At 40.3% G+C, this 20034-nt stretch carries 20 protein-coding genes, 1 other RNA gene and 1 riboswitch; of the genes, 3 read left to right on the top strand and 18 right to left on the bottom strand.

Translation table 11 applies throughout. From position 1 onward, the window contains the following. Window positions 1-14: 14 nt before the first annotated feature. From I858_RS05530 to I858_RS05490, 9 genes are all read right to left on the bottom strand, one after another. On the bottom strand, window positions 15-683 hold the full coding sequence (locus I858_RS05530; protein WP_049694343.1) for a methionine ABC transporter permease: 669 nt from the start codon (window positions 681-683) through the stop codon (window positions 15-17). Further along, window positions 676-1701, bottom strand: a complete 1026-nt coding sequence (locus I858_RS05525) for a methionine ABC transporter ATP-binding protein (RefSeq protein ID WP_049694342.1) — start codon at window positions 1699-1701, stop codon at window positions 676-678. Before I858_RS05525 ends, I858_RS05530 begins: the two co-directional genes overlap by 8 nt. A 91-nt stretch (window positions 1702-1792) precedes the next feature. Next, window positions 1793-1897, bottom strand: a riboswitch (SAM riboswitch). A 69-nt stretch (window positions 1898-1966) separates the two neighbouring features. Further along, window positions 1967-2293 (bottom strand): thioredoxin family protein, encoded by a 327-nt coding sequence (locus I858_RS05520; RefSeq protein WP_049694341.1) that lies wholly within the window; start codon window positions 2291-2293, stop codon window positions 1967-1969. Window positions 2294-2297: 4 nt separating this feature from the next. Then, complete coding sequence (locus I858_RS05515; RefSeq protein ID WP_049694340.1) at window positions 2298-2633, bottom strand: toprim domain-containing protein; 336 nt, start codon at window positions 2631-2633, stop codon at window positions 2298-2300. A gap of 177 nt (window positions 2634-2810) precedes the next feature. Beyond that, on the bottom strand, window positions 2811-3191 hold the full coding sequence (gene gcvH, locus I858_RS05510) for a glycine cleavage system protein GcvH (protein ID WP_049694339.1): 381 nt from the start codon (window positions 3189-3191) through the stop codon (window positions 2811-2813). Between the two features lie 80 nt (window positions 3192-3271). Further along, window positions 3272-3625 carry an arsenate reductase family protein gene (locus I858_RS05505; protein WP_049694338.1) on the bottom strand — a complete coding sequence of 118 codons (354 nt, stop codon included), beginning with the start codon at window positions 3623-3625 and terminating at the stop codon, window positions 3272-3274. A gap of 103 nt (window positions 3626-3728) precedes the next feature. After that, the gene (locus I858_RS05500) at window positions 3729-5510 is read right to left on the bottom strand and encodes an acyl-CoA dehydrogenase family protein (RefSeq protein WP_049694337.1); all 1782 of its coding nucleotides are present in this window, start codon (window positions 5508-5510) and stop codon (window positions 3729-3731) included. A gap of 308 nt (window positions 5511-5818) precedes the next feature. After that, on the bottom strand, window positions 5819-6994 hold the full coding sequence (locus I858_RS05495; protein ID WP_049694336.1) for an acetyl-CoA C-acetyltransferase: 1176 nt from the start codon (window positions 6992-6994) through the stop codon (window positions 5819-5821). 28 nt (window positions 6995-7022) lie between these two features. Continuing rightward, window positions 7023-9407 (bottom strand): 3-hydroxyacyl-CoA dehydrogenase/enoyl-CoA hydratase family protein, encoded by a 2385-nt coding sequence (locus I858_RS05490; protein ID WP_049694335.1) that lies wholly within the window; start codon window positions 9405-9407, stop codon window positions 7023-7025. A gap of 210 nt (window positions 9408-9617) precedes the next feature. On the opposite strand from I858_RS05490, the gene I858_RS05485 reads away from it, so the two are divergent. From I858_RS05485 to I858_RS05475, 3 genes are all read left to right on the top strand, one after another. Further along, window positions 9618-9938, top strand: coding sequence for a thioredoxin family protein (locus I858_RS05485; RefSeq protein ID WP_049694334.1), 321 nt, complete (start codon window positions 9618-9620; stop codon window positions 9936-9938). Window positions 9939-10043: 105 nt separating this feature from the next. Further along, window positions 10044-10508: an STAS domain-containing protein gene (locus I858_RS05480; RefSeq protein WP_049694333.1), complete on the top strand. Its 465-nt coding sequence runs from the start codon at window positions 10044-10046 to the stop codon at window positions 10506-10508. A gap of 38 nt (window positions 10509-10546) precedes the next feature. Further along, window positions 10547-11062: a hypothetical protein gene (locus I858_RS05475; RefSeq protein ID WP_049694332.1), complete on the top strand. Its 516-nt coding sequence runs from the start codon at window positions 10547-10549 to the stop codon at window positions 11060-11062. On the opposite strand, the gene I858_RS05470 is transcribed toward I858_RS05475, so the two are convergent. The 9 genes from I858_RS05470 to I858_RS05435 form a co-directional block, all read right to left on the bottom strand. Beyond that, window positions 11040-11939: a 5'-3' exonuclease gene (locus I858_RS05470; RefSeq protein ID WP_049694331.1), complete on the bottom strand. Its 900-nt coding sequence runs from the start codon at window positions 11937-11939 to the stop codon at window positions 11040-11042. The genes I858_RS05475 and I858_RS05470 overlap by 23 nt on opposite strands. A gap of 78 nt (window positions 11940-12017) precedes the next feature. After that, a complete protein-coding gene (locus tag I858_RS05465; RefSeq protein ID WP_049694330.1) occupies window positions 12018-13514 on the bottom strand; it encodes a glycine betaine uptake BCCT transporter in 1497 nt (498 codons plus the stop codon). Between the two features lie 387 nt (window positions 13515-13901). Then, window positions 13902-14663, bottom strand: coding sequence for a SurA N-terminal domain-containing protein (locus I858_RS05460; protein ID WP_049694329.1), 762 nt, complete (start codon window positions 14661-14663; stop codon window positions 13902-13904). An 817-nt stretch (window positions 14664-15480) separates the two neighbouring features. Beyond that, complete coding sequence (locus I858_RS17200) at window positions 15481-15630, bottom strand: hypothetical protein (protein WP_038703351.1); 150 nt, start codon at window positions 15628-15630, stop codon at window positions 15481-15483. 81 nt (window positions 15631-15711) lie between these two features. Next, window positions 15712-15837 (bottom strand): hypothetical protein, encoded by a 126-nt coding sequence (locus tag I858_RS17485; protein ID WP_275425619.1) that lies wholly within the window; start codon window positions 15835-15837, stop codon window positions 15712-15714. A gap of 149 nt (window positions 15838-15986) precedes the next feature. Continuing rightward, window positions 15987-16340, bottom strand: a transfer-messenger RNA (tmRNA) gene (gene ssrA, locus I858_RS05450). Window positions 16341-16424: 84 nt separating this feature from the next. Further along, the gene (gene smpB / locus I858_RS05445) at window positions 16425-16889 is read right to left on the bottom strand and encodes an SsrA-binding protein SmpB (protein WP_049694328.1); all 465 of its coding nucleotides are present in this window, start codon (window positions 16887-16889) and stop codon (window positions 16425-16427) included. Window positions 16890-16937: 48 nt separating this feature from the next. Then, complete coding sequence (gene rnr, locus I858_RS05440) at window positions 16938-19262, bottom strand: ribonuclease R (protein WP_071645349.1); 2325 nt, start codon at window positions 19260-19262, stop codon at window positions 16938-16940. Between the two features lie 24 nt (window positions 19263-19286). Next, window positions 19287-20033 carry an alpha/beta hydrolase gene (locus I858_RS05435; RefSeq protein ID WP_049694327.1) on the bottom strand — a complete coding sequence of 249 codons (747 nt, stop codon included), beginning with the start codon at window positions 20031-20033 and terminating at the stop codon, window positions 19287-19289. Window position 20034: the final 1 nt, after the last annotated feature.

Here is a 20034-nt window from a genome sequence, read left to right as displayed (position 1 = left end):
CGGAAAATCCGTTTTTATCGTTTGTCTGCTTTTATCGTGACCCAATCACCAATGTACTGAATAATAAACACAATAATTAAAATTAAGATTGTTGCCATTAATGTAACATCCTCACGACTGCGCTGAAAGCCGTCGAGGAAAGCGAGCGTTCCAAGACCGCCCGCACCAATGATACCTGCCATAGCTGTATAGCCGACCAGCGCGATAGCTGTAACCGTAATTCCAGATATCAATGCAGGTTTTGACTCTGGCAATAACACTTTCCAAATAATTGTGCTTGTCGTCGCTCCCATTGAACGAGCAGCTTCGATTACGCCTTTATCAATTTCTTTTAATGCAATCAACACCATACGTGCATAAAAAGGAGCTGAACCAATAATCAATGCCGGTAGAGCCGCGTTTGGTCCACGAATCGATCCCATTAAGAATAGCGTGAATGGAATCAACAAAATAATTAAAATGATAAACGGAATCGAACGGAAGATGTTAACAAATGCCCCCGTTAACCAGTTAACAATTTTGTTTGCCCATAATTGCTTTGGTGCCGTTAGAAACAAAACTATGCCTAATGCCAAGCCGAGAATAAACGTAAACAAAGTTGATAAAGTTGTCATATAAAGTGTTTCTAGCGTAGCTTCTAACATGCTATCCCAATCTACGTTTGGAAATAAGGATTCAATCATTTTGCATCACCTCCGCTTGAATATCTTCTGTACGAAGAAATGCTAAGGCTTGTGCTCTTTCTTCTTCAGAACCTTTAAGTTGCAAAATCAATGTTCCATAAGCGCCACGTTGTGTATGTGAAATATCTCCTTGAACAATATTCACTTCTACTGCATGGCTTCGAATCAATTTCGTCAAAACAGGTTTTTCTGTTTGTTCACCTAGAAAAACCAATTTCACCAATTCACCTGTCGGGTACAACTCTCGAAGCTTTTTAATGGTTTCCTGCGTATCTCCGCTATCTGCTACTTGTTCAACAAAACGTTTTGTAATGTCTTCTTTAGGTGATTGGAACACTTGCAAAACGTCACCAAGTTCCACTACTCGTCCACTTTCCATTACTGCGACGCGATGACAAATTTTACGAATAACATGCATTTCATGCGTGATCAATACAATTGTGAGTCCTAATCGTTTGTTGATATCTACCAGTAATTCGAGAATGGCATCTGTTGTTTCGGGATCGAGCGCTGAAGTTGCTTCATCGCATAATAAGACTTCGGGGTCGTTTGCTAATGCGCGAGCAATACCAACACGTTGCTTTTGTCCGCCTGATAGCTCTGATGGATACGCATTTTCACGACCTGCAAGCCCAACGAGTTCAATTAGTTCCTGTACACGTTTTCCCCGTTGAGCTTTGGCCACTCCTGCAATTTCTAGTGGAAACTCGATGTTTTCTTTTACTGTACGAGACCAAAGCAGGTTAAAATGCTGGAAAATCATACTGACTTTTTGACGAGCTTTACGCAATTCTGCACCTTTGATTGCTGTAATTACTTGGCCGTTTATTTCGACGGTTCCAGAAGTCGGTTGTTCCAAGCCGTTTAACAAACGAATTAACGTACTTTTCCCCGCTCCGCTATAGCCGATAATGCCAAATATTTCACCGGTTGAAATGGATAAATCGACTTCGTCGACGGCTATTAACACCGATTTTCCAATATCGAATTTTTTTGTTACTTTCTTTAATTCAATCATCCGTTAAGCACCCCTAAATTTTAAAATCAAAAAACCCTTCTGCGCATAAATAAGCAGAAGGGCAAACGTACAATAATATACGGAAACCAATCTCTCATCTTCCAAAGCTTTCGCTCTGTGTGATTTGGCACCATTTCATTTTCATGACGGTTGCCGGGCTTCATAGGGCACTTCCCTCCACCACTCTTAATAAGAGTTCGATATGAAATTAATAACCAGTTACTTTCTGTAATCAGCGCTTATGCTTTCTTATCAGAAAACTAATTTACCATGACTGACTATATTCGTCAACAGCTTTTAGTTTATCGTATAAATAAGGCACGGAATGAAAAGCATAAATTTTTTCTTTAACTTTTCCGTTTTCTGTAATTAATAGACAAGGTACACTTTCTACTTCATAAAGATCGGCAATTTCTTGAACATAATTCAAATTCGCTTTTCCTATTTGCAAAGTCGGCAATAATTCAGTAATCACTGTTAGCATTTTAGAAGCCACTTGACACGTTCCACACATCGGCGTATACAAGTAAAAAGCTGTAACTTCTTGTGTATTTTTTTCTTTGGTCCATTCTTTATGTGTCCATTCGTTCATTTTTTCATCCCTCGATTAATAGCTTTTTAACTTGAATATTTGCTGTGATCAATACATCCGTTAATAATTTAAGTGGCGTTGTGGCAACTTCTTTATAAATTCGGTTAATATAAAAATGGCGAGCTTCTGGAAATTCGCGCTTGATCAACTTACGAAGCTTTTCTCCTGAAGCGTCTGCGTCAACCAATATGATGATGTCTTGATGTTCATAAGGCAGTAAGAGCTCTTCAAGTCTGGTTGCACTTACTGTACCATTTGTGCAAAGAATCGTCACGGGTTCTGCAATGAGTGGCGCTATACGTGTCTTATCGCTTAGCCCTTCTACAACAATTACTTTCATACACTTCACCCCACAAGATTAGTATCAGACATCCAACTAGCCGTTAATATATATGTTTTTTGCCATCTTACTTTTAAACTACCAATGAATTTGGCTGGCGTCCATTGTCATGACTTTTCATGTGCACTTTAATTTTCCAAATAAAAAAGCGCCTTTGTTGCTGGCGCTTTAAGACAACTATTCGTTTGTCATTTCTTTGTATTGATCTGCAGTCATTAAGTCGTTAATGTCTGTTTCAGAAGGAGCTTCGATGACAACCATCCAAGCCTGTTCGTAAGGAGACTCATTAACAAATTCTGGACTATCTTCAAGTTCAGAGTTAACCTCCACCACTTTTCCACTAATTGGTGCATATAATTCGGATACTGTTTTAACAGACTCTACACTGCCGAAAGGTTGATCTTTTTTCAATTCATCTCCAACTTGTGGAAGTTCTACGAAAACAATATCTCCTAGTTCTGCTTGTGCGAAATGAGTAATACCGATACGTGCGTTGCTGCCTTCAACTTTAACCCACTCGTGTTCTTTAGAATAACGAAGTTCTGCTGGTGTACTCATCTTGACCCCTCCAAATTATGTAGTCTACTCACATTCAGTTTGACATAAACAGCGATGAAATACAAGATGACGCCATTCGCTTATAGCCAGTTGTTTTGATAATCGGCTTCTTTAAAGCCAAGTAAGACCTTCTTGCCATCCCACGCTAACGGGCGTTTAATCAGCATACCATTAGAAGAAAGCAGTTCTAGTTGTTGATCTTCACTCATCGTCGACAATTTGTCTTTTAAACTAAGTGAGCGATAAACTAAGCCACTCGTATTGAAAAATTTTTTTAGTTCCAAACCGCTCGCTTTATGAATTTCTGCTAGTTGTTCTTTTGTTGGTGGATTATCAGCAATGTGAATTTCTTGAAAATCTACACTGTTTTTCTCTAGCCAGCTTTTCGCTTTACGGCAAGTGGTGCATTTTGGATATGCGTAATAAGTAATCAAAGTAAAACCTCCTGTTTTTCTTAGCTTACCAAAACGATCTCTTTTGGTCGATGAAAAAACAAGCAACCCCACTATATATGGAGTTGCCGAGTTACGCATTTCTTTAGACGATGTATTTCTCAACATCAATTAGTTTAACTGCTGCTTCGCGTTTTTTCGCAATCACGTTATAAGGAGTTGAACGAGTTAATTTGCGTAAAGCTGAAAGCATCATGCGCTGATTATCACCTTCGATTGCAGCGACTAATGTTTCTTTTGCATCTCTTTCAATTTGGTCAAACGCTTCTTGACAGTATATTTGTGTATATAGAAGTTTCTGGTGGGCTTTTTCTTGTCCTGAAGCAGCAATCGCTTTTTCCGTACGAAGAACGACTGATTCCATTGCGAAGACGTTACTAACAATGTCTGCAATGTTAACAAGAACTTCTTGCTCAGCTTCCAGTTTTGTACCGTATGTTTGTGCAGCCAATCCAGCAGCTAATAACGCAATTTTTTTAGCATTTTTCACCAAGTATTTTTCTTGATCTAAGGCTTCTGTACCGACTTCTTCCGGCATCATCATCAACAGCTCTTCTTGGAGTTTCTCTGCGTGCTGCAATAAAGGCAATTCACCTTTCATGGCTTTGCGTAATAATGTTCCGGGTACAAGCAAGCGATTGATTTCGTTCGTGCCTTCGAAAATACGGTTGATACGTGAATCACGGTAAATGCGTTCGATTTCATATTCTTGCATAAAGCCGTAGCCTCCGTGCAATTGAACACCTTCGTCTACAATGTAATCCAATGTTTCTGTACCAAAGAATTTGTTCAACGAACACTCTACTGCGAATTCGGCAATAGAATCCGCAACTAATTTGCCATCTGCTTGTTGCTCATCTGTAAATCCACTCATGCGATCTTCAAACAACCCAACTGTCCGGTACACAGAACTTTCAACTGCATACAGTTTCGAAGCCATCGTCGCTAATTTTTCGCGCGTTAAGTTGAATGACGAAATTGGCGTTTTAAACTGCTGACGTTGGTTTGTGTAAGGAATCGTCAATTCCATTACACGTTTAGAAGCCCCAATTGTACCTACTCCTAATTTGTAACGACCAATGTTCAAAATGTTAAACGCAATAATATGTCCGCGTCCTGCTTCACCCAACAAATTCTCAACAGGAACTTCTGCGTCTTGCAAAATTAATGTTCGCGTAGAAGACGATTTAATGCCCATTTTCTTTTCTTCTGGCCCAACTGAAACACCTGGGAATTCACGTTCAACGATAAAGGCAGAGAATTTATCGCCATCAATTTTTGCATATACAATGAAAACATCTGCAAATCCAGCGTTAGTAATCCATTGTTTTTCACCATTTAAGACATAATGCGTACCTGCTTCATTTAGTAGTGCTACAGTTTTTGCACCCAATGCGTCAGATCCTGAACTCGGCTCAGTTAACGCGTAAGCTGCGATCATTTCACCTGTTGCCAAACGTGGCAAATAGCTTTGTTTTTGTTCATCGTTACCAAAAAGAACGATTGGCAATGAACCGATTCCTACGTGAGCTCCATGAGTGATGGAGAAACCGCCTGCTTTAGACATTTTTTCAGCTATTAATGCCGAGGCGACTTTGTCTAACCCAAGACCACCGTATTGTTCTGGAACATCTGCGCCCAGCAATCCTAATTCACCAGCTTTTTTCAGTAACCGTACTGAATGCTCAAATTCGTGATTTTCTAATTTCTCCACTACCGGCATGACTTCATTGTTCACGTAGTCTTCTGTAGATTTAGCGATCATCTTTTGTTCTTCTGTAAAATCTTCAGGCGTGAAAACACGTGATAAATCTGCATCTTCGATTAAAAAGCTTCCGCCTTTGATCAATGTTTTTTCTTGTTCCATGTTAAATTCCTCCTAGTTTTTACTTGCTTATATAGAATGTATTATAGGTTGAGTTGTTTTTTACTCAGATGTTACGCAAACTAACTACGCTTTCCTGCGGGAGTCTCCGTTGATTTGCTTCACATCTTAGTGAATGGCTTATATCATTCATCTTATTTTCAAATAGATAACCATGAAGAAAGAGCGTAAGGCGGCGACTCCAGCGGGAAAGCGGAGTGATGAGACCCCGCAGGAGCTTGCGACGAGGAGGCTCAGCGCTTCGCCCGCGGAAAGCGTCCGCCTGAAGCGATTTCTTACTTTACTAATCTCTATAGCATTTCAAAGACGCCTGCTGCGCCCATTCCTCCGCCGATACACATGGTTACAACACCAAATTGTTTGCCTTGTCGTTTTAACTCACTCATCATGCGAATGGTTAAAATGGAGCCTGTTGCACCAAGTGGGTGACCGAGTGCGATGGCACCCCCGTTAAAGTTGACCTTGTCGATATCAAGACCCAGTTCACGGATAACTCCAAGTGATTGCGAAGCGAAGGCTTCGTTTAGTTCCCATACATCAATGTCATCAATAGTCAGTCCAGCTAGTTTTAATGCTTTTGGAATTGCCACCACTGGGCCAATCCCCATAATTTCTGGTGGCACGCCTCCTGTTGCAAATGAGCGGAATTTGGCGATGGGCTTGAGACCAAGTGCTTCCGCTTTTTCACGATCCATAACAAGTAATGCACCTGCACCATCTGAAGTTTGCGATGAGTTTCCAGCTGTCACAGAGCCCCGTGCTGAAAACGCTGCACGTAATTTGCTGAGTCCTACAGTATTGGTCCCGTGACGAACGCCTTCGTCCATTTCAAACATTGAGGTGTTCTCTTGGTATTTATTGTTTTCATCGACATAACGCTTTGTTACTTCGACCGGTACAATTTCCTCATCAAAGTGTCCAGCTGCAATGGCAGCAGCAGCTTTTTCATGTGAACGAACAGCAAATGCATCTTGGTCTTCACGGCTCACACCGTATTTCGTCGCAACTTGCTCAGCTGTATGTCCCATGCTCATGTAATACTGAGGAGCTGTTTCCGCCAGTTTTGCGTTAGGTCGAATGACGTTCCCCATCATCGGTACCATGCTCATAGATTCGACACCGCCAGCGATAATCGCTTCAGCTGATCCGACCATGATGCGTTCTGCTGCATAAGCGATCGATTGAAGACCTGATGAACAAAATCGATTTACCGTTACAGCAGATACCGTATCTGGCAGTCCTGCAAGTGCTCCAATGTTGCGTGCAATGTTCATGCCTTGTTCCGCTTCTGGCATTGCACAGCCCATAATCAAATCGTCTATCGGACCATCATAGCCATCTGCCCGTTGTAATGTTTCTTTGACAACCAAGGCGCCAAAATCGTCTGGACGCACAGTTACTAAAGAACCTTTTCCCGCTTTTCCGACCGGTGTGCGAGCACTGGCCACAATTACTGCTTCACGCATGTACAGTTCCTCCTTTTATGATCAACGATTAATTTCGTAATGGTTTTCCTTTAACCAGCATGTGTTGCATACGTTGCTGAGTTTTTGGCTCTGCGACTAGGCTTAAAAAAGCTTGACGCTCAAGATCAAGCAAATACTGCTCATCCACTTTTGTGCCATATGGAACTTTGCCACCTGCTAGAACAAATGCTAATTTTTTTGCGATTTTTAAATCATGTTCGCTGATAAAGCCCGAATTGAACATGCCTTCTGCACCTAACAAAAGCGTTGCATAGCCTGGCTCACCTACTACAGGAATTTTTTCGCGAATGGGTGCTTGATAGCTATTTTCAAACAGTGACAAAGCAACTTGTTTAGCATCATAAATTAAATGATCACTGTTGACACTAATGCCATCTACAAAATTTAAGAAGTTGTTTTCGCGCGCTTCTGCTGCGGACGTTGACACTTTTGCCATCGCAATGGATTCAAATACTTTTGTCGCGATATTTTGGTAATCGATCGTTACGCCATTTGGCAATCCTTTCAACTGTTTCATGTAAAGTTCTTTGTTTCCACCACCGCCAGGAATTAACCCAACACCGACTTCGACAAGTCCCATATACGTTTCCATTGATGCTTGAATATGAGCAGCAGGTAAAGTAACTTCGGCACCGCCACCTAGTGACATGCCGAATGGTGCTGCGACAACAGGTTTATTGCTGTATTTGATTTTCATCATAGCGTCTTGGAATGTTTTTACTGTGAAATCAAGTTCAAAAATATTGTCGTCTTGCGCTTCCATCAAGATCATACCTAGATTTGCACCCACGCAAAAGTTTTTACCTTGGTTGCCGATAACAAGTCCTTTGAAATTTTTATCGACTTCGTCCACCGCGTAATTGATCATTTGCATAATGTCTAAGCCAATTGCGTTTGAGCGTGAATGGAATTCAAGTAGCGCAATGCCATCTCCTAAATCGATTAAGCTCGCGCCTGAATTTGATTTAATAACTCCGTGTTTTTTCTTATAGCGTTTCAAGTCAATGACTTTTTCATTAACCGGAACCGGTTGGTACTCTGTGCCATCAAAGAAATAAAGATCGCCATTTTCTTCTTTATAGAAGGTATCGTTTCCACTATCTAGCAACGCTTGTACAAATGCTGGAATCGGATGACCTTCTTGTCTCATTTTTTCAACTGATTGTTGAACGCCAATTGCGTCCCACGTTTCAAATGGTCCTTGTTCCCAACCAAAGCCCCATTTCATTGCATTGTCAATCGCTACAATGTCGTCTGCAATTTCACCGGTCAACTCTGCAGAATAAAGCAATGTTGGTGAAAGAATTTTCCATAATAATTGACCTGTGCGATCATCTGCATAAACGAGTGTTTTCATTTTTGCAGCGAGGCCTTTTTGTTGCTTGGCGGTTTCTTGTGAAGGTGTTTTTAGTTTTCCAGCTAGACGGTATTCCAACGTTTCGGGATTTAGTTCTAAAATCTCTTTGTCTTTTTTCAAGAAAAAGCCTTGACTAGTTTTTGCTCCTAGCCAACCGTTTTCCACCATTTTTTTCATAAATTCAGGTGCGTCAAAAACATTCTGTTCTTCTCCAGTTGTTTGATCGTAAACATTTTTCGAAACGTGCATAAATGTATCTAGTCCTACAACATCTAAGGTCCTAAATGTAGCTGATTTTGGTCGACCGATTAACGGTCCCGTGACAGAGTCTACTTCACCGATAGAATAGCCTCCCGCCATCATTTCACGTAACGTAACAAGCAATCCATACGTACCGATTCGGTTTGCAATAAAGTTTGGTGTATCTTTGGCAATAACAACACCTTTACCTAATTGGTCTTCCCCAAAAGCCGTCATGAATTCCAATACTTCTGAAGCAGTTGTTTTAGCCGGAATAATTTCAAGCAGTTTTAAGTAACGCGGTGGATTAAAAAAATGCGTTCCTAAGAAATGTTTTCCGAAGTCTTCTGAACGTCCTTCGACCATTGCATTAATGCTAATACCCGAAGTGTTAGACGAAACAATTGTGCCTTCTTTTCGAACCTTGTCAATTTTTTCGTATAAGGATTTTTTCACATCAAGATTTTCAACAATGACTTCGATAATCCAATCGACGTCTTTTAATGATTCTAAATCATCTTCTAGATTTCCTGGTGTGATCAATTGTAAATTCTTTTTAGCTGTTAATGGAGCTGGTTTTTGTTTAAGTAATTTTTGAATAGAACCTGTTGCCATTCGATTGCGTACTGATTTATCTTCAAGCGTTAATCCTTTTGTTTGTTCTTCTTTCAACAATTCGCGCGGGACGATATCAAGTAATACAACCGGAATCCCTATATTTGCGAGATGTGCTGCAATCCCAGAACCCATAACACCTGAACCGAGTACAGCCGCTTTTCTAATTTGATAAGCCACTAATAAACCCTCCTTGAATGTTTGAATGAATACTCATTCATTTTTAGAATAAAAAAATAAAACGTTCTCCTCTACTTCTTAGTGTAAATTACATTTCTTATTTTCGCAATATTTAATCGTTTAAACATTCTTTTTTTTAGAAACAAATAATTTGCGATTTACTTAAAGCACGCTAAACTTAAAAGAGAACCTATAAGGAGGCTACTTAACATGAAATCAGTGACTACAACCGAACAATTTAATGAAGTGATTAATGGTGAACAACCAGTAATCGTAAAATTCCAAGCAGGATGGTGTCCGGACTGCAGACGCATGGATATGTTTATTGATCCGATCGTTGAAGAATACAATCAATATCAATGGGTGGATGTAAACCGTGACGAGCTTCCAGAACTTGCTGAAAAATATGACGTAATGGGCATACCAAGCCTACTGGTGTTTAAAGGCGGAGAAAAAACAGCTCATCTTCATAGCGCGAACGCGAAATCACCTGAATCGGTAACAAACTTTTTAGAAGACCAAAAAGAGTAGGCGTACGCCTACTCTTTTTTTCGCTATACTGTAGAGAGTGCTAACTTTTAACTCAGCAATACTTTTCTATACAAAACCACATTACGAAATTACGGAGGGTACTAGATGGATTCACAGCAAGAAATCAAAGACTTACAAGAACAACTTATTTATTATAAAAAATTGGTTCGAAATATGTCAGCCCCTATCATTCCTTCAGTCGTGCCAAAAACAATTTTAGTACCGATCGCTGGATTTATTTTTACAGATCGCTTTGACATGATCCGCACAACCGTTTTACAATATGCAGAAAAGCATCGGGACACAGAGCGCGTCATCTTTGATTTTACCGGTGTCACGACAGATAATTTAATGGAATTTGACTACAACGGCTTGGCTAGTGAATTGAGTCAATTGAACTCAGCACTTGGCTTAATGGGCTTACGTGCCATATACGTAGGATTTAATCCCATGTTCGTACGTCAAATTGTTCACGCCGGCATTCAAGTCGAATTAGAAGTTTACACCACCTTTAAAATCGCTTTAGAGCATTTGCTTATTGAAAACAAACATGCATCCATTAAATTTTAAAAGTCTAGCTGACGAGTAAGTACGTGGAGGTCATTGCCATGAAAAAAATAATCACTTTTCAAGGATTGTCACAATACGACTCCAACATCCAAGAAAAATACAGAGCTTCTGCCTGTGGTCCTGTCACCGTATCTTCCATACTCCAGTTTCACGAAAAACTCGAAATTGGCAGCAATCAGCTATACCGATTGTTGGGGGCTACACGCATTGGGTTGTTTACATGGAGACTGCTGAGAAATTTCCGAAAAGTGACGGGTCCACGATACGACATAAAAAAAATCCACGCGATTGAAGAAGTTAAAAAAGAACTGTTGGCAGACCGGCCACTTGCCATGAAATTTGATCGTTATTTTACATTTCACTGGTTTTCAACCCCCCGTTATAGCTACCACTGGGTTCCGTTAATTGGTTTTGAACAAACGGAAGATGATGTGGTTCTTTATTTTCATGATAACGGACAAAAAAACCGTCCCAGTAAAATAGAGACGGCTTCTTATCTTGAAAATCGAAATGTGTTAACGTTTGTTCAAATTATGCCCAAGGATCATTTGTAAGCTCTACATTTTTTTCGAGCTGCTTAGCTAGTAATGATAGCTGTTGATCGCGACATAACTGAATATGATCACTCGTATACGTTGGAACGATTAGTTCTTCTAACGACACGTCTAACTGGATGTCACATTTGATGACAGCCAGTTTTTTTGATAGCAGCAACATGTCCTTATGTTCTTCAATTTTCTTTTTCTGCGCTGGCTTTAATTTATCAATAGCATCTAATACTCCATCTGTTGAACCATAGGCTTGAATCAGCTGTAGTGCTGTTTTTGGCCCAATGCCTTTAACTCCTGGATAGCCATCGCTTGGGTCGCCCATAAATGCTTTTACGTCAGCAAACTGTGAAGGCTGAATGCCGTATTCTTCAATAAAACGCGATTCTGTATACACATCATAAACGTGAAAGCCTTTTTTCATAAAAGCAATTTTCACAGAAGGGCTTAACAGTTGGAGCATGTCTTTATCACCGGTGATAATGGTGAAATCCACTTGGTCTTGCCATTGCTTCGTAAATGACCCGATAAAATCATCTGCTTCAATGCCGACTTCTCCGTAATTCTTCCATCCTAATTGTTTAGATACTTCTTGAGCCCAATCAAATTGATGCACCATGTCTTCTGGTGGAGCCGGTCGATTGGCTTTATAGCCATCAAAAAGATCGGTTCGGAAAGTTTTAGATCCCATATCCCAACACACAGCCATATGTGTTGGTTTCATCATTGTTTTGGCCGCTAGCACGTGTCGCGTGAATCCTTGAACGCCATTTGTTGCTAGTCCTTCTGTTGTTCGGAAATATTGGTTGACTGCTGAAGTTGCAAAAAACGACCGGAACAAAAGAGCCATTCCATCAATTAATAATACATGTGGTTTTTCCATGCTAAAAATCCTCCATCTTTGTTTGCGTTGTATTTATTATAGCCTGTATGTATTGAAAAAACCGCCGAAGCGGCGGTTTTAACGTTTGCGTTTAATTGCTTTGTATTCAATTGTCACTGCTTTATAGAAGGACGTCATCATGAGCAGAATAATAATCGAGAACGGGAACGCCGCAATGATTAGAACCGTCTGCAATGTATCCAGTCCACCTGTAGATAGCAAGATTACAGCAATGGCAGATTGCGCAACACCCCAAGTTAATTTCACTGTGTTTTGCGGATACAACGAACCACCTGTTGTTTGCATACCAAGCACAAATGTGGCCGAATCGGCAGATGTAACAAAGAATGTCGTAATCAAGAAGACCGCTATAACTGATAGTAAAACACCAAGAGGCAATTCACCGAAAACAGCAAACAGTCTCTCTTCTGTCAATAATCCGGTTAAATCGACTCCACTTTGTTGAACATCAATTGCTGTTGTACCGAAAGCCGCGAACCATAGGAAACTGATAAACGTTGGAATCATCAATACACCAAGTAGGAACTGACGGATTGTGCGTCCTTTTGATACACGTGCGATAAAGATCCCAACAAATGGAGACCACGAAATCCACCATGCCCAATAAAAGATAGTCCAACCATCGATCCAAGAACGATTTTCACCATCTATCGGTCCTGCACGGAAACTCATTTCAATTATATTTTGGAAATACGTACCGATTGTATCAGTGAACATGTTCATAATTAGTAATGTTGGACCCAGAATAATAACTGCTGCTAATAATACGACAGCTAATACCATATTGGTGTTCGACAGATATTTAATTCCTTTGCTTAGTCCAGACCAAGCAGAAATCATAAATAATACCGTAACAATCCCAATGATGATCAACTGGACGGTAAAATTGTCTGCCGGTACTCCATCAAATAAGAAAGCCAAACCGCCGTTAATTTGTATAGCTCCAAATCCAAGAGTTGTTGCAACGCCGACCACTGTAGCAAATACAGCGATAACGTCTACAAGTACTCCCCACGGCCCTTTCATTTTATCTCCGAATATCGGCTTTAGCGTTGCAGAGATCAATCCAGGCTCCCCTTTTCGGAACTGAGCATATGCAAGCGCTAATGCCACTACTGCATAAATAGCCCAAGCATGAATTCCCCAGTGGAAAAAGCTGAAACGCATTGACTCGCGCATCGCTTCAGCAGTTCCAGGTTCAGCCGTTGCCGGATCAATCGCAAAATGCGATAGCGGTTCTGCCGCTCCCCAGAATACTAAACCGATGCCCATTCCTGCTGAAAACAGCATCGCAATCCAAGTCCCAAACGAAAATTCGGGCTTGTCTGAGTCTTTACCTAATTTAATTTGTCCCACAGGACTGATTAGGAAAAACAAACAAAATAAAACGATGATAGACACAATCAATAAATAATACCATCCAAATGAAGTTGTCAGGAATGATTCTATATTCCCTGTAACTTCTGCAAAATTATCGGGTGCAAATGCGCCATAGCCAATCGCTACTAATACGAGTGCAAGTGCAATCCAAAAAACATTGGTTACTTTTTTCATATAGCCTCTCTCCTCTTCTATTTTTTTGCGTGTCAACGGTCAGTAAGCTCTCACTTTTATAAGTAAGAGTCCGCTGATCCGTCAAAGTCCGATTTGATAAACTAAAAAACAGCAGAGGATGAAGACCCCCGCTGATTGAAGTTTATCCTTATCACAATTGTAAAGGATACGGAAAAACCGTCTATTTGTCAAACGGCTAGTTTGGAAAAGGCTTTGAAACACGTGGTTTTATCGCTCTAAGAAAACTATTCCACATGAAGTAACGTTAGATTGCTGTGTCTTCTATTCACTGGTAGCATGCGATAAGAACTGACTTCTCATCACCTTCGAGTCTGGAAATGCAAGAACACAAAAAGCCAGATTCACAAAGAACCTGGCTTTTGGATGTTATAAGTTAATGGTTACTTCTGCTTTTTCACGTAGCTTAGCAATTAAGGTTTGTGTGGCTTCGCCTTCTTTTTGCATCTTCAGTTGTTCTTCAATTTGCGGCTTTACTTCTTTAAACGCCGGTATTTCTTCTCCACCCGCTTTTTCTTGCTGTGCTTTTGCTTCGTCATAAAATTTTTGTACTTCTTCATCTGTCAATTTAATCTCGCCAGTTTCTGATGCAATTAATTGATCGATTTTCACTTGAGACTCTATTTGTGTCATTACTTCTTTTTTCGAAACACCTTGTTCTTCAAGTGCTGCCAATAACTCATCAGAAGATTTAAGACCGTTTTGCTGAGCTAATTCTTCTAAGGCTGCACTGGTTTGCTTTTCAGATGCTGTCAATTTTTGTTTTTCAGTTTCTTGAACAAGTAATTCTTGTGCCACTAAACTTTCCGCAACTTGCTCTTTTAACTGCGTTTGGTCTACTTCTTGTCCAGACACTTGAGCTTGCATCGCCATTTGTTGGAATTGTCCTGTATATGTCGATTCAAAATCTTCTTTGACAATTTTTTCACCATTTACTTCAGCGACCACATCTGGAATGCCTTCTAAGTCAGGTTCAGGTATTTCGGGTAGTTCCGCACTCTCCTGATCTGCTGCTACCTCTTCTTGCGGTGTTTCTTCACCTTCTGTTTCTTTAGCTGCATCATCACCACAAGCAGCTAGAGCTACCATGGATCCTCCAAGTACGATTGTTAAAAACCATTTTTTAATCATGGGTATTCTCCCTTCAAACATAATGTCGGTAATTGTAGCACAAACTGTCCAGCTGTAGAAACAATAACCATTTCGGTGTCTGTATTTGCTTTTCTGTGGTCAATATTGAGCTTTTCATTTTTTGTAATTTTACTTTTTAAAAATCTAAGATCTGTTTAAATTAAATAAATTCACAATAATTTCAGCGCTTCCTGGTGAAAACCTGAATAGGGAAAGTGCTATAAAAAGAATGCCTATAAGGGCTAGTACGATTCGAAATGATGGTCGAAATCGTTTTTTTATGGACAGTCCAGTGATCGTTAAACTCAATCCTATTAACAATATCAAGAAATACCAAAATTTTATACTGTCACCCCGTTTAAAGTCATACGGTAATAGGACGCAAGTGATTGGTAAAGGTTCGATAAATACTAAAATCAATAGCTATAAGCACATTAAAATGTCCTAAACACACCAAAAACGCCAAAACCAGTAAAGGTTTTGGCGTTTCTTATCTCACTATGGAGACGGCGGGAGTCGAACCCGCGTCCAGAAACTCCGCTACTTAAGCATCTACGCGTGTAGCTTACTTAGGAAATTTTCATTCCTCAACCAATGAGATTTACAGCCACAAAGATTTCAGGCATTTCCATACTTATTTATTTCACTGTTTTACTTACCAGGGAGTATTACCTATCAACGGACTTATTCAAAATTAAAAAAGAACCGTCAGTTTCTAGACAAATCAAGCGTCAACAACATTTGTCCTCGATTGAAAAAAGTGTTTCGAATAAGAAAAACATAAGGATATTTTAGTCTTCCTATATTTTCATTCATATTATTTATCTGTTTGTTTTTGCTTTTTTTTCAAATACTCAGCACGTATTTTTTCAAGTTGTTGCTTTTTATCAAATTTGGCAGGCTTGTGTTTTTCATGATACTTTGTCACAGCTACCTGTCCTTTGCTATCCAATCCGAATTTCCCCACTTTTTCCACCTACTTTTCTTGTCTCTAAAGAAAATCTATTCAACAAATATAATATACCTTATTTCACTGAAGTAAGCCTTATTAGATTCTTGCTAACCTTACGTATAAAGAGAAAATAATAGTATCGGTTCTCTCGTTTTTATTCTTCTTTGTAAAAATATCAACTTCTTCTGATGAAATGAAGAAAACACCATGTTTTCTACCCATACAAAAACCTCCTAATTCAACTAAATTAGAAGGTCATTTGAAACGAATTCACGAGGGAGTTTATCAGGGAGTTTTCACCTTGGTTTAACTCCCCATTACTGTCCCTAACTTCTTAAAACTTAATACCACTGCATTTAGCAGCTATCTCACTATGGAGACGGCGGGAGTCGAACCCGCGTCCAGAAACTCCGCTACTTAAGCATCTACGCGTGTAGCTCATCTATTAAGGTTTCATGCGCCATTCTGCCGATAAGCAGGCGTCCTGGGCACTAATCTGAGAATCTCTCCCGGTTGCCTCAGATGGCAGCAAACGGTGTATCCCACTAAAGTTGAGCTTTACCTAGCCACATGGGCGATGGATAGATAAAGCAGATCCGAGCTTACGCTGCGAATGCTAGGTTTTGGTTTGTTTTGCCAGTTGTTATAGGTACGTTTGTGACGGAGACGACCCTCCGACGCGCAACTCAAGCCCAGATCATCCCTGTCGAATCCGTAACGTCCCCTTATTAAAAGAGACACGGAAGATGTATAAACAGCTTCATGTGCTATATCCTTATTATAAGGCAACGAAGGTCAGACATCAAGCCCTAGCGGTTGTGTTCTTTTATTGCTCGGGCAATGTCGCGTTTCGCATCTTTTTTCTTCAAATCTTCTCGTTTGTCGTAGTTTTTCTTACCTTTACCGACACCGAGTAAAATTTTAGCAAAGCCGTCTTTCAAATACATTTTCAGCGGAATAATCGCGGAGCCTTGCACTTTTGAGTGCGCCAGCAAATTAGCAATTTGCTTTTTATGAAGCAACAGCTTACGCGACCGTGTCGGATCGTGGTTAAACTGATTTCCCTGATCATACGGGCTAATGTGCATATTTGAAATCCACGCTTCACCGTTACGAATTCGGACGAACGATTCTTTTAATTGGACTTTGCCATTTCGTGCAGATTTAATTTCGGTTCCCTGCAAGACGATACCTGCTTCGATTGTTTCTTCAATGAAAAAATCAAAACCGGCTTTCTTGTTTTGGGCAATTACTTTGCCTTCTCCTTTGGCCATGTGGTTTCACCTCAGCTAGATTCAAATAGCGGCCCTCAAGCCGCTATTTTATTTTTTCTTGTTGCGCCCTTGCTTTGCTGCGCCTTCATAGAACTTTTTCTTGGCATTTTTCGGCTTGCGTGTAGGTCCGCCGCTTTCTGGCTTTTTGCCATCACGTCTTGGTTTTCCAGCGCCGTCTTTTTTACCAGCACGGATCACTTTTGGTTGCTCTTTTCTCGTACGACGAGGTGTTTGTACCATGCCCACAATTTCAAAATCAATTGACGATTCTTCTGGTTTCACACCGATCACTTTGATTTCAATTTCGTCACCAATACGGAATTGGCGATTTGTACGCTCTCCAATCATCATCATGCTGCGATCGTCGAAACGATAATAATCATCCGTCATATTCGAAACATGCACTAAGCCTTCAATGGTATTTGCCAATTCAATAAACAAGCCAAAGTTAGTTACGGATGAGATAATTCCAGTAAACTGTTCACCGATTTTATCAGCCATAAATTGAGATTTTTTTAGTGCATCTGTATCCCGTTCTGCTTCTACTGCACGACGTTCGCGCTCTGATGTATGGGTTGCGATATCGTCCATGTTGGCTTCCCAATAAGCGATTGTTTTTTGCGACAAGTCTTTTTCCACCAAATACGTGCGGATCAAGCGATGAACCACTAAATCTGGATAACGGCGAATAGGTGACGTGAAATGGGTATAAAATTCTGTTGACAAGCCGAAATGCCCCAAACTCTCTGAAGAGTATTTGGCTTGTTGCATCGAACGCAACATCATGGTTGAAATAACGGGTTCTTCGGGTGTTCCTGCAATGGATTCCACGATTTCTTGTAGTGCACGTGGGTGAATCTGCGTTCCAGATCCTTTAACCAAAATCCCGAAATTCGTTACAAATTCGAAAAAGCGTTGCAGTTTTTCAGGTTTTGGGTCTTCGTGAATACGGTAAATTGCTGGAACGTCTAAGCGATGGAAATGTTCAGCTACTGTTTCATTGGCAGCTAGCATAAACTCTTCAATTAAGCGTTCAGCTACTGTTCGTTCACGAACAACAACGTCTATCGGATAGCCATTTTCATCTACAATAACTTTTGACTCTTTAAAGTCAAAATCGATTGCACCGCGGCGCATCCGCTTCGTACGAAGAACTTCAGCTAATTCTTTCATTAATTGGAACATCGGTACTAATTCGCTATATTTTTCTTTTAGTTCTTGGCTGTCTTGCTCTAAAATCTCATAAACGTCTGTATACGTCATTCGTGCTGCCGTTTTAATCACACTTTGGAAAATGTCATGAGACAGTACTTCCCCTTGGTCATTAAAAATCATTTCACAAGATAAAGTCAACCGATCAACTTGTGGATTTAACGAACAAATTCCGTTTGATAAGCGATGTGGAATCATTGGAATTACCCGATCTGTTAAATAAATACTTGTCGCACGATCGTAAGCTTCGCGATCCATCGGGGATCCTTCAGTCACATAATGGCTAACGTCTGCAATATGAACCCCTAATTTATACGTACCGTCTTTGTATTTTACTACTTGGATTGCATCGTCCAAATCTTTTGCATCTGCCCCGTCTATCGTGACGATTTGTTCGTTACGTAAATCGCGGCGATTGTCTAAATCAGCTGGATCAATTTCATCAGGCACATTGTTCGCTTGTTCTAATACATCTGGTGGAAATTCAGTTTCAATGCCGTATTTATGAATAATCGAAAGAATATCAACACCGGGATCGTTTTTATGACCCAGGATTTGCGTTACCATACCTGTCGCAGACATTCTGCCTTCAGGCCATCCGGTAATCTCGACCACTACTTTATGACCATCTACAGCACCCAAGGTATCGCTTTTGGCAATAAAAATATCCATATTCATCTTTTTATCATCTGTTACGACAAAGCCAAATCCTTTGTTTTCTTGGAAAGTACCGACAGCCTTTGTTGTTCCGCGTTCAACAATTCGGATAATGGCCCCTTCACGACGATCACCGGAAGAACCTTCAGAGATGCGGATTAACACTTTATCTCCATTTACAGCACCGTTTACTTCTGTTGGTGGAATAAACACATCATCCAGCCCCGCTTCTTCGGGTGCGACAAATCCAAAGCCTTTAGGATGCCCAATAAATTTACCACGCATAATGTTCATGCGTTCTGGCACTCCATACCGATTTGACCGTGACCGAATCAACGTTCCTGATTCTTCAAGTCGAACTAAGGTTTTTACTAATTTTGTGAATTCATCGGCATCTTCAAAGCCGAATTGCTCTTCTATTTCTTGAACAGTTAAGGGTTTATAGGCTTCTTCACGCATAAAACTCAATAAACGCTGTTCTAATGAATTTTCGGGATTCCCCAAATCGAACTCCTCCTTTATGACGATTTATACACTCCAATCTAATGATTCAAGAAATGTAAAAACGTCTTCGTGCAATTGCTTTTTTTCTTTATCGAGTGTAATGACATGACCTGAATTCTCATACCATTTGATGTGCTTATCAATCGATTCCGAATGATCATAAATGATATTAGCTGAATTTATATCAATAACTGTATCCAGTCTGCCTTGAACAACGAACAAAGGAGCATATACATGATCGACATGTGCTTTAACATCAGCAACTAAAGCTCGTAAATCAGCTAATGAGTCCATCGGTTTTTCTTGGAAGACCTTCATTTCTTCTTCGATAAGCTCTTCACTTTTTCCTTCATATTGCTTATAATCACGTGCGTATTTTAATACACCTTGATACATCAAATCAGTCGTTTTCATAGTCATGGGTGCACACATTGTAACAATTCCTTTAACAGGCTTTGTATACCCTAATTTCAAGCTGAATACGCCACCAAGCGACAGTCCAGCTACTGCAATTTCAGTGTACCCTTCTTCTATTAAGGTATCATAAGCTTGCTCTACGTCTTTCCACCAATCAACAGGGCCTGTGCCAACCAATTTTTCCGGAGCTACACCATGTCCTGCGTAATGGGGTGCGATGCTTGTGTAGCCATTAGTTTCTAGAAAACGTCCCAACATCCGAACATCTGCTGAGTTTCCTGTGAATCCGTGTAAAAGAAGGACAGCTCGTGGGCCTGTCTTAAAGAAAAATGGTTTTGGTTGCGAAACTCGCATG

Source organism: Planococcus versutus (assembly GCF_001186155.3).
In the GTDB taxonomy this organism is placed as follows: Bacteria; Bacillota; Bacilli; order Bacillales_A; family Planococcaceae; genus Planococcus; species Planococcus versutus.
Note: the sequence above shows the minus strand (reverse complement) of the source record. Positions and strands in the feature narration are given on the sequence as shown.